General features: G+C 57.9%; 12 protein-coding genes. 4 read left to right on the top strand and 8 right to left on the bottom strand.

What is annotated here, in order from left to right; translation table 11 throughout:
• Window positions 1-8: 8 nt before the first annotated feature.
• The 3 genes from ACO6TG_RS01990 to ACO6TG_RS01980 form a co-directional block, all read right to left on the bottom strand.
• Complete coding sequence (locus tag ACO6TG_RS01990) at window positions 9-1,466, bottom strand: S1 family peptidase (protein WP_422376640.1); 1,458 nt, start codon at window positions 1,464-1,466, stop codon at window positions 9-11.
• A gap of 22 nt (window positions 1,467-1,488) precedes the next feature.
• Complete coding sequence (locus ACO6TG_RS01985; RefSeq protein ID WP_422376639.1) at window positions 1,489-2,853, bottom strand: S1 family peptidase; 1,365 nt, start codon at window positions 2,851-2,853, stop codon at window positions 1,489-1,491.
• Window positions 2,854-3,098: 245 nt separating this feature from the next.
• Entirely contained in the window at window positions 3,099-3,437 is a 339-nt protein-coding gene (locus tag ACO6TG_RS01980) for an ArsR/SmtB family transcription factor (RefSeq protein WP_422376638.1), read from the bottom strand.
• Between the two features lie 39 nt (window positions 3,438-3,476).
• Between ACO6TG_RS01980 and ACO6TG_RS01975 the strand changes: the two genes are divergently transcribed.
• The 4 genes from ACO6TG_RS01975 to ACO6TG_RS01960 all read left to right on the top strand — a co-directional run bounded on the left by ACO6TG_RS01975 (window position 3,477) and on the right by ACO6TG_RS01960 (window position 8,498).
• Window positions 3,477-4,838 (top strand): pyridoxal phosphate-dependent decarboxylase family protein, encoded by a 1,362-nt coding sequence (locus ACO6TG_RS01975; RefSeq protein WP_422376637.1) that lies wholly within the window; start codon window positions 3,477-3,479, stop codon window positions 4,836-4,838.
• Window positions 4,839-4,995: 157 nt separating this feature from the next.
• Window positions 4,996-6,153: an amidohydrolase gene (locus tag ACO6TG_RS01970; protein WP_422376636.1), complete on the top strand. Its 1,158-nt coding sequence runs from the start codon at window positions 4,996-4,998 to the stop codon at window positions 6,151-6,153.
• Window positions 6,146-7,339 (top strand): diaminopropionate ammonia-lyase, encoded by a 1,194-nt coding sequence (locus ACO6TG_RS01965; RefSeq protein WP_422376635.1) that lies wholly within the window; start codon window positions 6,146-6,148, stop codon window positions 7,337-7,339. Before ACO6TG_RS01970 ends, ACO6TG_RS01965 begins: the two co-directional genes overlap by 8 nt.
• On the top strand, window positions 7,329-8,498 hold the full coding sequence (locus tag ACO6TG_RS01960) for a M24 family metallopeptidase (protein ID WP_422376634.1): 1,170 nt from the start codon (window positions 7,329-7,331) through the stop codon (window positions 8,496-8,498). The genes ACO6TG_RS01965 and ACO6TG_RS01960 overlap by 11 nt, the downstream gene beginning before the upstream one ends.
• 101 nt (window positions 8,499-8,599) lie before the next feature.
• Here ACO6TG_RS01960 and ACO6TG_RS01955 read toward each other — a convergent pair whose 3' ends face one another.
• The 5 genes from ACO6TG_RS01955 to ehuB form a co-directional block, all read right to left on the bottom strand.
• Window positions 8,600-9,391 carry a maleate cis-trans isomerase family protein gene (locus tag ACO6TG_RS01955; RefSeq protein ID WP_422376633.1) on the bottom strand — a complete coding sequence of 264 codons (792 nt, stop codon included), beginning with the start codon at window positions 9,389-9,391 and terminating at the stop codon, window positions 8,600-8,602.
• A gap of 81 nt (window positions 9,392-9,472) precedes the next feature.
• A complete protein-coding gene (ehuA, locus tag ACO6TG_RS01950) occupies window positions 9,473-10,288 on the bottom strand; it encodes an ectoine/hydroxyectoine ABC transporter ATP-binding protein EhuA (RefSeq protein WP_422376632.1) in 816 nt (271 codons plus the stop codon).
• Window positions 10,289-10,290: 2 nt separating this feature from the next.
• Window positions 10,291-10,956 (bottom strand): ectoine/hydroxyectoine ABC transporter permease subunit EhuD, encoded by a 666-nt coding sequence (gene ehuD / locus ACO6TG_RS01945; protein WP_422376631.1) that lies wholly within the window; start codon window positions 10,954-10,956, stop codon window positions 10,291-10,293.
• Window positions 10,957-10,959: 3 nt separating this feature from the next.
• Window positions 10,960-11,625: an ectoine/hydroxyectoine ABC transporter permease subunit EhuC gene (gene ehuC / locus ACO6TG_RS01940; protein ID WP_422376630.1), complete on the bottom strand. Its 666-nt coding sequence runs from the start codon at window positions 11,623-11,625 to the stop codon at window positions 10,960-10,962.
• Window positions 11,626-11,694: 69 nt separating this feature from the next.
• Window positions 11,695-12,540: an ectoine/hydroxyectoine ABC transporter substrate-binding protein EhuB gene (gene ehuB / locus ACO6TG_RS01935; RefSeq protein ID WP_422376629.1), complete on the bottom strand. Its 846-nt coding sequence runs from the start codon at window positions 12,538-12,540 to the stop codon at window positions 11,695-11,697.
• Between the last annotated feature and the right edge of the window lie 37 nt (window positions 12,541-12,577).

The raw sequence follows: 12,577 nt of genomic DNA, 5'->3' as shown, positions 1-12,577 counted from the left end.
TGGTGGTATCAGTTTCCCGCGTCCTTGCAAGCGATGGCGAGTGTGAAGCCTGACAAGTGGTCGGCCATGCGTTCCGGAACCATGGCTGACTGTTCTGGTGCGCGACTTGGCGTTATGCCGTTCTGAAACAAGAACAGCTGCGCAATTTCGCCGCTGACGGCGAAGTTCACGTTCTGCGGCACGTCGCCGATAATCTCGGCCACTTTCTTGGCATCCAGTTTGGCGGCAACGACGCCAATGATTTCACCCTGGCGATTGACTACCGGGCCACCTGTCATGCCCTGCTGAACCGGTGCAGAAATCTGTACCGTTACCCCCGTTCCGGCCAGTCCCTTGAGAGAGGTGACTGCTCCGCGGGTCACGTTGAAGCCGCCGAGAATCCCTGACAGGGGATAACCGGCAACCGTCACATCCATGTTGAGTGCCGCCGGAGCGCGGGCGAAGGCGGCAGGGTTTTCCACTGTCAGGCCAGGCACTTCCAGAAGAGCAAGATCGAATTCCGGATCCCTGGCTATCAATGAGGCCGGGTGTCCGGAAACCTTCAGGCCGGCGCAGCTTTCCAGCACGTGCAAACTGGTCAGGACATGTCCTTGCGAGGATACGGCGAACCCTGTTGCTACAGCGTTTCTGGCCGCCTCATCAGCATTTGGTTCGGCGGGTATTCCCTCTTCCGCGGCGGCTTCCTGCGCCCGGGCCAGCCGGTCCAGTTTCAGCACAACATGGTCGATACCCTTGTTTAGTCTGTCTGAAGCGGTGACCGGTTCGCGGTAGCCGCGCATGATACTGGCCTTCACAAGGGCAAAGTCACGTGCGTCGTCCCGGCTGGCATAAATGCCGACAGTCGCCCAGCGACCGTCATCCAGACGTTGCGAATAGATATAAACAAGCCGATCTTCGTAAGAAGCCGTAGTCGTCCAGACAGCCTCGTCTCTTTGCTTCTCGATGCTGGCCACATCGGCCGGATCGCGTGAATGGTACTTGTCCATCCGGGCCTTGCTGTTTCTGAAGATCTCGTATTCGAGCGAGCTGTCCAGATCCTTGAAGGAAACATTGTTTTCCGCCACTTCAAGGTTGGCGAATGGGATCAGAAGGGAAATTCCCATGTGGTCCAGATGGTGGCTTTTCCAGCGACGGACCTGAAACACGGAATCTGTATCAAAGGCCATCAGAAGTGCAGCCCAATTCGGTACCGGACCTGGCAGATTGGACGTTGCGAAAAAACGCTCCATCGCAGCTTGGGTCTCACTGTTCCAGTCGCCGTTCAGCGGGCCGTCATAATCGGCGTAAAGGATGAGGCCGGCTTGCAGGAATGTTCGCTCGTTGCTGGTCAGCTCTCCGGGCTGAAAGGGAGCTCCCAGGTCCAGAAGTTTGTCAGCTGCGGCAGCTGTGCCGGCGCACACGAGACAAAGACAGGCGCAGCAAAGGAACTGGTGGAAAAATCGGGCAAATCGGTTCGCAATCGGCACTGTTGAATCCTGTCCGGAAAATCTAGAAGCAGTTGATCAGAAACGTGTAGGCGCTGAGCCGGGACGCGATTTCTTCCGGTGCGAGCGGCTCCCCGCTGACGGCTTTCTGGGGCGTAATGCCGTTTTGATGCAGGAACAGCTGGGCGATCGTGCCGCGGATGGCAAAATTGACGTTTTGAGGAATGTCGCCGATGGCCTCCGCGATTGCTGTTGCATTCAATTTGGCAACAACAACTCCAACGACCTGGCCCGAGGCATTGACCGCAGGGCCGCCGGAATTTCCCGGCTGAAGCGGTGCTGTAATCTGCATGTTGACACCGCTGCCGCCGAGCCCCTTGCGGGCAGCGACGGTGCCACGCGTGATATTCAATCCGCCAAGCAGTCCGCTGAGCGGGAATCCCGCTGTCGTGATGTCCGAATTGAGCGCTGCCGGCGTGTCCGCGAAGATGGCAATGCCGGCCGGTTCAAGATCTGGGACATGAACCAGTGCGAGATCAAAGTTTTCGTCCTTGTCCACGATGAAGGCAGGTTTTCCACGGACCTTGAGGGCCCGGCATTCCTTCACGACGTGTGCATTGGTCAACAGGTACCCTTCGGCATTGACCGCAAAACCGGTTCCCGTGCCGCGTGGGTCGTCCTCTTTCCTGGTTTTGCCGTTTCCCGACCCGTTTTGACGTGGGGGCTTCTTTTCTTCTTCGGTCGCCTGTGCCTGGTCGAACTCTTCCAGGAAGCGATCTGTCAGCCTGTTGAAACGATTCGAAGGTTCAATGTCTACGGAATTACCGCGAAACAGAGGAGCAATTACGAGGAGCAGCCTGCCAACGTCTTCTCGTTCTGCTGCGACCAAGATGGTATTCCAGTTTCCGCGATTGTTCCGGGAATAAACAAAAACCACGCCATCAGTGTAGTCGACGAAACTGGCCCAGATCCGCTTTTGCCTGATGCTATAAATGAGTTCCGCGCTGGGATCGCTTTTTTTGTGCGTCGCGCGCATTTCCGATCTGGACAGGACAAGTCTCCGAAGAGCCATGTCGCCCATGAAATAACTTTCACCTTCGTCCGACCCGTTGCTTTCATCCGCCTGCAGCTGGGGTGTCAAAAGGGTTAGCTCAACGCCTGGAAACGTGGTTTGGCTCCAGCCCAGCAGCCTGAACTCCACGACCGTCGTAACGGCCAGCTGCATCACATCCAGATTGGTTGGAGCATGATCTTCGTTCAGATCGATCCTGATGAATTTTTCCAGGGCCTCTTGGCTTTTGCGCCCCCACAAACCATCGAGATCATCGAAATAGTGCCGCTTGATGGTCAAGCCGGCCTGGAGAAACCTGATTTCCTTGCGTGTCAGCGTTGACGGACTGAAAGGCGCATCCGGATCACTGAAGTCCATCGAAAATGCGCTGCCGAGGGCGACAAAGAAAATGACCAAACAACAAAAGAGCAAGCGCATTCAAAATTCCGGAAAATAAATCGGCCCAAAAACAATCCTACTATGGAACAGCTAAATCACAGGTCGCAATGGGTTTGTGACACGATTGGAAGAAGTTGCAATTCCGAATGGGCTAACTGGCCGTTCTGGAATCCCCAAAATGCCCTTGTGAAGGTTTAGCGCGTCCCGCTTTGACTTTCTGTATTCTACTCCGCAGCAATTGTGGAAGCGCTGGTCAGGGACATTCCAAGTGCGGCCAGGCGGTCTCGGTCGGGCTTGTAAAACATCCAGTTGCCGATCCGTTTTCCCGTCACCAATCCCGCTTCGGACAGTTTTTTCATATGCGAGCTGACCGTTGGCTGCGTGAGGCCGACCTTGTCGGTGATAAAGCCGACACAGACACCGTCCTCTACCAGATCACCATCCTTCTGGCGCGGAAAATGCGGGCGGGGGTCCAACAGCCACAAGAGGATCTGAAACCGGACCGGGCTTGAAAGCGCGGACAAGGCCGCGGCGCTTGACTTCACATCTATATTGATATTCATCTATATAGAAACTCTTCGATATGGCTAGGTGAGGCGACTATGAAGAAATCTTTTCAGAATGTACAGGCGCAGGCCTATACCGACGGTGCTTCTCGAGGGGCACGGTATCTGGAGGGCATTTCTTCACGGCAGGTGAAGGCCGAAACCGGAGCATTTGCACGGCTTGATCCCGGGCTGCCGACTGACGGCATGACAGTCGAAGCCATTCTTGATCTGATGGAAAAAGTCGGCGGCGAGGGCACCGTGGCGTCGGCAAGTGGGCGCTACTTCGGCTATGTTATCGGCGGGGCATTGCCTGCGGCGTCCGCGGCGCGCGCCCTGTTGTCGGTCTGGGACCAGGTCGCCGATGCGCTGACGGGACCATCTGTTGTGCGCATGGAGGAGGCTGCGATCCGCTGGGCGGTCGATTTGCTGGGTTTGCCGGAGAACACCTGCGGTGCCTTCACAACCGGTGCAACCATGGCAAACATGACACTCCTCGTGACGGCGCGCGATGCATTGCTTGCCCGGCAGGGGCATGAGCGTGGCGCCGGCCTTCTCGGTGCTCCAAAAATACGGATCGTGGCAAGCGCAGAGATCCATGCGACCGTTCTGAAGTCCGTGCGTATGGCGGGCCTTTCCAGCAATGATATTGAATGGGTGCCGGTAGACGGTGAGGGGCGCATGGATATTGACGCGCTTCCGGTGCTTGATGACCGCACGCTCGTGCTGGCACAGGCGGGAAATGTCTGCAGCGGTGCGTTCGATCCTTTCGGAGCCCTCGGCGATCTTTGCAGCGCGGCGGGCGCCTGGCTTCACGTCGATGGCGCCTTCGGTCTCTGGGCACGGGTATCGCGGAACCTGGAGAACAGGTTGGCAGGTCTGGAAAAGGCAGACAGCTGGGTTGTCGACAGCCATAAGACACTCAATACACCCTATGATGCCGGACTGGCGCTGTGCCGTCATCCGAAGGAGATGGAAGCCTCTATGGCAATCGGGGCCGGTTATTTGCCGGCCGCCGAGAGCAATCCTGCCAATCGGGCTCCGGAGTTCAGCCGGTCTGCACGCGGAGCGGAAACCTGGGCAGCGCTTTTGTCCCTTGGGCGCAATGGCGTGGCAGAGATGGTCGATCGGTTTCACGGGCATGCCACGCGGATCGCAAGCGAGTTGCGGGCGCTTGGGTTCGAGGTGCCACATCAGGTCCATTTCAATCAGGTGTTCGCAACACTGCCGTCAGCTGACGCGGCCTGTGCTAAAATCGCCGATCACGTTCAGCAATCCGGGGAAGCCTGGTTCGGTCAGGCGACCTGGCAGGGCAAAAATGGGTTCCGGATCAGTGTATCGAACTGGTCGACGACGGATGTCGATGTGTCTCGTCTCATAGCAGCCATTGCGCAGGCCAAGCGGGACCTGGGCGTCTGACGGCGTTCGGACCTTCATGGTGCTCCTGAACAGAACGAATTACGAGAAACGGAACGGGTTGCCGGTTTCGGGATGATTTTCGTATGTCCGGACGATGACATTGATGCAATCAGCTGATTGAATTTCCCTAGCTTGGCCGAAGCAAAGGGAAATTGGTATGGACAGGACAAAACTGGACCTTGTCGGCCTGCGCCGGGATCTTCACCGCCATCCGGAACTGGGGTTTCAGCTTGACCGCACAAGGACGACGGTGGCCGATGTGCTGCGCACCCTCGGTCTCGAGGTGCATGTCGGGGTCGGCGTTGTTGGCGTGCTTCGGGCTGGTGGCGGCAACCGGGCCATTGGTCTGCGCGCCGATATGGATGCGCTGCCGATCCATGAGCGCAATGCGCATGACTATGTTTCGCAAACACCGGGAAAAATGCATGCCTGTGGCCACGATGGGCATACGGCCATGCTGCTTGGCGCGGCCGAGCAACTGGCTCGAGACCCCGGATTTGATGGCACGGTGGTTTTCCTGTTCCAGCCGGACGAGGAACAGGGGCAGGGCGCCAGGGCCATGATTGACGAGGGTGTTCTCGACCGGTTTCCAGTTGAGGAGGTCTACGCCATCCACAATCTGCCGGGAGCGCCGGTGGGCCAGGTGTCGACCCGTGTCGGGCAGATCTGCGCAAGCGAGAGCCTCTTTGAGATCGAGGTCACCGGCAAGGGAGGACATGCCTCCATGCCGCAGACGGGTGTTGATGTGATTACGGTCGGATCAGAGTTGGTGCTTGCGCTGCAAACCATCGTGTCACGCAAGCTTGCACCGGGGTCGGGCGCGGTTGTCTCAGTCACGGAGTTCCTGGCCGACGGACAGCGCAATGTATTGCCCGGGCACGCAACGCTGAAAGGGGATGTACGCGTGCGGGATCCCGAAGACCGGGCGGCCGTTGAAGTTTTCATGCGCCGGATCGTGACGGGCGTGGCTCAGGCCCACGGCATTGAGGCGACGATGACCTTCCGAACGGAGTTTCGGGAGACGATAAACTCTCCTGAACCTGTTGCAGCAGTTCTAAGGGCCGCCGGGGCGGCGGGGCTGACGGCCGTCGGCGATCGCGACCCGATGAGCTTTTCCGAGGATTTCGGTCAGTTCGCTGACGTCGTGCCCGGCTGTTTCCTGCTGCTCGGCAATGGTGAGACAGGCGCACACAGTCAGCCGCTGCACGCATCCGATTACGACTTCAATGATGCATTGTTGCCGCTTGGTGCCGCCTTCTGGGCGGAGCTTGTGCGCGACCGTCTGCCCCTCAAGGGAGGAGAAACCCATGTTTGACCAAATTCCGGAAACCTCACTTGGGCACATTCATGCAGAACGCCGGCCTGGAAATGCCGCCGAGCGCGTGTTGAGCAAGGACGCTTTTGATCGTGCCTGTGCGGAAATCACGGCATGGCCCGGATACGAAAAGACACCGCTTCACGCGCTCGACGCTCTGGCAACGGCGATTGGCGTCGATACCGTTTTTTACAAGCACGAAGGGGCACGGTTCGGTCTCGGCAGTTTCAAGGCTCTTGGCGGGGCGTTTGCCGCGCAGCGCGTGCTGCAGCGGGAAGTCTCCCGGCAGATGGGCTGGAAGGTGTCCTTGTCAGAGATACGAGCCGGCCGGTTTGCCCGGGAGTGCGCCGAGATCACCCTGGTGTCGGCAACCGATGGAAACCATGGCCGTTCGCTGGCCTGGGGCTGCAAGCGGTTCGGTGCGCCTTGCCGGATCTACATTCATGCCGAGGTGAGCGAAGGGCGCGCAGAGGCAATGCGCGCGCTGGGCGCCGAGGTCATCCGGATCGAAGGCGACTATGACGCTTCCGTGGCGCTTGCCAAACAGGAGGCGGAGGAAAACGGCTGGTTCGTTGTGTCCGACACGTCCTGGCCGGGATATTCGGCTCCCCCGCTGGACGTCATGTCCGGCTATGGTGTCATGACCCGTGAGATTTGTGACGATCTTGATACGCCGCCCAGTCACGTTTTTTTGCAAGGCGGCGTCGGCGGGCTCGCCGCAGGTGTTGCGGCCGGCTTGCGTCAACACTGGGGGGGAAAGGCGCCGCGTGTGGTGATCGTTGAACCGGACCGCGCAGCCTGTCTCTTTGAGAGCGCCAGAAAGGGCGAGGCCACGACCGTCGCCATTGAAGAAGAAACGATCATGGCTGGCCTTTCCTGCGGCGAGCCATCTGAGCTTGCCTGGGAGATCCTGGTCGAAGAGGCCTCGGATTTTCTGACCCTGCCGGATGCGATCATTGCGCCGACAGTGCGTCTGCTGGCACGTCCGCTTGGCAATGACCCCGTCATCGAGGCGGGCGAGAGCGCAGTCGCGGGGCTTTCGGCCTTGATAGCAGCCAGGCAGAATGAAGCGCTTTCAAAAGCACTTGGACTGGATGAAAGGTCCAGGGTTCTTTTGATCGGTTCCGAAGGCGTGACGGATCGGGCCATATTCGACGCGATCATGGAGGAGCGCGATGCGGCCTGAAGCGCCGGGGCGCGGGTTTCCCGCATCCGAGTTTGAAACACGAACGCAAAAAGCCCAGGCACTGATGGCGAAGGGGGGGCTTGCCGGCCTGCTTTTCATGAGTGAAGCGGAGGTTCGTTATTTCAGCGGGTTCCAGACACTTTTCTGGCAAAGTCCGACCCGGCCCTGGTTCCTGTTCGTTCCTGCAAGCGGCAAGCCGGTTGCGGTCATCCCCGAGATAGGTGCTGCCCTGATGCGCCAGACCTGGCTGGAAGACATCCGCACCTGGAGTGCACCTTCACCAGATGATGACGGGATCAGCCTCCTGAGTGATCTACTGTTGCCTTTAGCCGCCGGGAAGGAACGCGTGGGAGTTCTGAAAGGACACGAGACTTCTCTGCGGATGCCCCTTGGGGACTGGGAACGGCTTCTTTCAAAGCTGCCTGGTCTTGAAATCACGGATGCGACCTCGCTGGTCAGATCCCTGCGCATGGTAAAATCGCCGGCGGAAATCGAGAAACTGGCTCACATTTGCGCCATCGGTTCTGCCACATTCGAACAGGTGCCGGCGCTGGTGGCAGAGGGCGATCCGCTGGAAGACGTGTTCCGGTCGTTTCGGCGTGCAGCCCTGCAGAACGGTGCGGATGATGTGCCTTATCTGGTCGGAGCCGCAGAGCAGGGCGGATATGCCGACGTGATCTCGCCGCCGTCGCGCGATCCGCTCAAGATCGGTGATATTCTCATGCTGGATACGGGTGCGGTCTGGGATGGTTATTTCTGCGATTTCGACCGCAATTGGGCTATCGGACGGGCAGACGATGAGGCTTGCCGGGCGTATGATGTGCTCTGGCGTGCAACGGAGGCAGGTCTGGAAGCGGCAAGGCCGGGAGCAACCTGCCGGGACCTGTTTCTGGCAATGGGCAAGGTGATTGCCGAGATGGATGCTTCCGGAGGCGATGTCGGCCGGCTCGGGCACGGTCTTGGCATGCAGCTGACGGAGTGGCCGTCCCATGCAGCTTTCGATGAGACTGTGATCGAGGAAAACATGGTGCTCACCCTTGAACCGTCCCTGAGTTACGGGAACGGCGTCATGATGGTGCATGAGGAAGACATCGTCATTCGGCCTGGCGGCGCTGAATTGCTGACGCGCCGGGCTCCGGCGCAGTTGCCTGTCATCTGAAGCGCCCTAAACTCGCAGCTCGCATTATCGTGCTGTCAGCTCTTATGTTTGCTGTCGCGGCTACATCGGATTTTCTCAGCCGTGGCAGCATGGACTGCCCTTCAATCTGTTCGAGACGGCAAGTTGCCAATGTCGAACAGTCTGCCGAAACCGGCAAGCCTGTCCGGAACACCTGCAAGACGCAAACAGCTCCAAAACAGCGCCTGATTACTGGTGATAACCGGTTTGCCTGTCAGATGTTCGAGGTTTTCGACCACCTCCAGGGTCCGAACCCCGCTGCAGCTCAGGAAAATGGCGTCAGCATCGGTTTGGTCCAAGGCCAGGGCAAACTTCTGCCAGTAAGCGGGTGTCACGCGACCAAATTCTACGCCGGTCCTCAGGTTAAGCCCCTGAATGTTAAGCACCTCAAAACCCTTCAAGTGCAGAAATTCAGCTTCGGCCTGATTTATCTCGTCAAGATAGGGCGTTCCGACAACGAGTTTTTGAACGTTCAATGCATGAAGGGCATCCACGACACCCGTCACGATGCTTGTTGGTGTCGCCCAGGGCGCCCCGCGCTGAATGGCTTCGAACACTTGTTCTTCACCATTGACGATTGAACCGCTCGTGCAGCAGTAGCTGACGACGTTTGGTCTTGCATCTGGCTGTAATCGGCTGGCTGCCTCTTCCATGTGTTTGAGATGCTGCCGGAGCGTTTTTTTGGTCGTGGTGTCCTCTGTCTTCAGCCGCGTAATGTGAACGCCGACTCCTTCCGGCGCCATTTTGAAATAGTCGGCTTCGGCCGCCAGGTCGGTCGACATCAAGATGAAGCCAATCCGTGCCCGGTGGTGACGACCCATGTCCATTTCCGGGATCCAAGACCGGGAGGAAAGCTCTGGTGAGAGTTTTTTCATTTTTCTGTTCTGTGACAGGTCATTCTGAGTGCCGAGGAGAGGGAAACGCTCAGCGCGTCGCCATTGCCGATCGCGACATCCCTAGACCGCTTCTTTTACCGCGCTAAGGAACTGTTGGGTTCTGGCCCTCCGAGGAGCTCCGAACAGGTCAGCTGGTGGGCCCTGTTCTTCAATTCGGCCACCATAAAAAAAGCAGATGCGGTCCGAAATGTCGCGCGCGAAGCCCATCTGGTGTGTGACCATCAGCATCGTCAGTTTGTGCGCGGAGACCAGCTTCCTGATCACGGTCGTGACCTCGCCAATCACTTCGGGATCAAGCGCTGAGGTGACTTCATCAAACAGCAGCACTTTCGGGCGCATTGCGAGTGCACGCGCAATGGCGACACGTTGCTGCTGGCCTCCAGACAGCCTTGACGGGTGCTGGTCCTTCTTTGCAATCATGCCAACCATTTCCAAGAGTTCCTCGGACCGCTCCCGCGCTTCGTTTTCTGACAACCCCAGCACCTGAACGGGGCCTTCCATGCAGTTTTCGAGCGCGGTCATGTGCGGAAACAGATTGAAGTGCTGAAAGCACATGCCGATATCGGCGCGGCGTTCGCGCAGATGTCGTTGACTGGCCGGGACAAGAGCGCCGTTGCGAGCCATGTGCGTCAGCGGCTTGCCGTCAACATAGATACAGCCGCCATTGATGGTCTCCAGTGTCATCAGCATGCGCAGAACCGTGGTTTTACCGGAGCCGGATGGGCCGATGATCGACACCATCTCACCTTCCGCTATCTCGAGGTCCAGATCGTCAAGCACCGTTAAAGCACCGTAGCTCTTGCGAACCTTCTTGAACTTCACCATCGGCGGCGTTTCACCGTGCAGTTCCAGGGGGTATTCGGACATGTTTTCCATCTTCACATTCCCAGTTTTTTGCGGACAGTGCCCTCGACGCCGCGGATCACGCCGGCTGCAGGTAGCGAGATCGCCAGGAAAATCAGGCCCACCATCGTGTAGGGCTCGAGGAAGCGATAGTTTTCCGCTCCGATGGCATTGGCGGTGTGAATGAGTTCGGCAACGCCGATGACAGACAGCATCGGCGTGTCCTTGAAGATCCCGATGAGGTAGTTGCCCATGCCTGCCAATGAGGGCGGTATTGCTTGAGGTACGATAACGCGGCGATAGGTCTGGAGAGTACTCATATTCAGCGCCGTGGCGGCTTCCCACTGCCCTCTGGCAACGCTCTCGATTCCGCCCCGGAACACTTCCGACAGGTAACACGCATAGTGCAGACCGATAGCCAGCATGCCTGAAGACCACGGGCACAGTCTGAGACCGAATTGCGGACCGACATAAAACACAAAGAAGATCTGCAGCAGCAATGGCGTGGAGCGAATGAACTCGATCGCTTCTCGCAATACGAACCTGACGGGATTGGGCGCGGTTCTCAGGCTGATTGCGAAGGCCAGACCGAGAACGACAGCGATTGCATATCCTATTCCGGCGGCCAGCAAGGTGTTGCCGGTTGCGGACAGAAGTTTGGGAAGGATCTGCCAGGTGAACTCCCAGTTCCAGTCGAACATGGTTCAAGTCCTCCCCATCTTGCGGGCTGCAACTGTCTCCAGCCGCTGCATGGCAGGGGTCACGAGGAACCGGGCAAGCACATAATAGATAATCAATGCCGTGCCGAAAACCTGGGCAGAGAGGAACGTCGTTCCATTGATCTGCTTGGCCTCGAACATGAGGTCAGTGACGGAAATCAGCGATACGAGTGCCGTGCCTTTCAGCAGCTCGATCATAAGGTTTCCCCAGGGCGGAAGGATGTTGACCAAAGCCTGCGGCAGGATAATGCGTTTCATGCGCTGGTACGGCGTCATGTTAATCGCGAGCGCTGCTTCCCACTGACCTTTCGGCACCGAGAGAATACCACCTCTGACCAGCTCGGCTCCATAAGCACCAATGTTCATGCCGACCGCAAGATAGCCCGCCGAGAACTTGTCGATCGTGAGCCCGAACAAGGGCAGTACGAAGAAAATCCAGTAGAGTTGGACCAACAAGGACGTTCCACGGAATATTTCGATGTAGGTGACAGCAGCGGTTTTCAAGAACCGATTTTGACTGAGTTTCAGCAAACCCATGCTGATTGAAATGACAATTCCCAGGCTGGCAGCGAGTGCAAATTGCGCCAGTGTAATGCCGGTTCCGATCAGAAATCTCGGCCAATACTGGACGATAAATTCGGTGTAGTTCATTGACTGTCTCGGCTCGAATGCATGTGTGCTGAAAAGCGGCGGGCCGTTGGGCCCGCCGTTCAGGTGGGGTCAGCGATTTTCGCAAACCCAGTCGGCCGCGGTCTCGCCGGGGAGGTGTTGCTCGGTGAAGCCGTATTCTGAAACGCTTGCCAGCATCTCTGCTGTCCCGACATGGCGTTTGAGCGCCGCATTGAATTGTTCCATGAAGTCGGCATCCTCAAAGCGGAAACCGATACCGACCCAGTTCTGGGTCCAGTCGGGCAGGGCCGCTGGGTCCGTCACTTCGATGGTGCCTTCGGAAGTCTCGGCGAGAAAGTTCGCTTCGAAATAGGTCAATCCGGCAACGTCAACACGGCCCGACTTGATCGCATAAAGAAGTTCCGTCGGGCTTGGAACCTGCATGATCTGACTGTCGGCAACACCTTCTTTCTTGGCTGCCTCAACGGTGTTGTAGCCGGCAACAGCCGCCAGCACGGCCTCTTGCTCTGCGATGTCTTTGTAGGTCGTGATATTCTTCGGATTGCCGGTGGGCACAAGGAATGCATCACCGGTCGTTGCGATCGGTTCGGAAAACGCAATATTCTTGCAGCGACTGTTCAGGATGTAGAGACCACCTGTGATCATGTCGTAACGTCCGGCTTTCAGGCCCGGGATCAGACCGGCCCAATCAGTCACGGCGATGCTGACGTCGGAATGGCCCATTTCTTCCAGGATGCCGAGTGCGATCTCGTTCACAAAGCCCTTTGCATCTCCGTTTTCATCCGGGAAGCCCCAAATCGGAACGTTGGAAAAACCGATCCGAATGGGTTCTCCTGCCTTGATCCTGTCCATGATCGGTCCTGCCGTCGCAGGCATAAGGCTCGTTGTCAGAGCCAGGCCGGCGATGACAATGCTCTTGACCAATTTTCCTGTCATGTCTTCCTCCTCACATGCAGCGCACCAATGTGCGAAT

The organism is Roseibium sp., assembly GCF_965233565.1.
Taxonomy (GTDB): Bacteria; Pseudomonadota; Alphaproteobacteria; order Rhizobiales; family Stappiaceae; genus Roseibium.
Note: the sequence above shows the minus strand (reverse complement) of the source record. Positions and strands in the feature narration are given on the sequence as shown.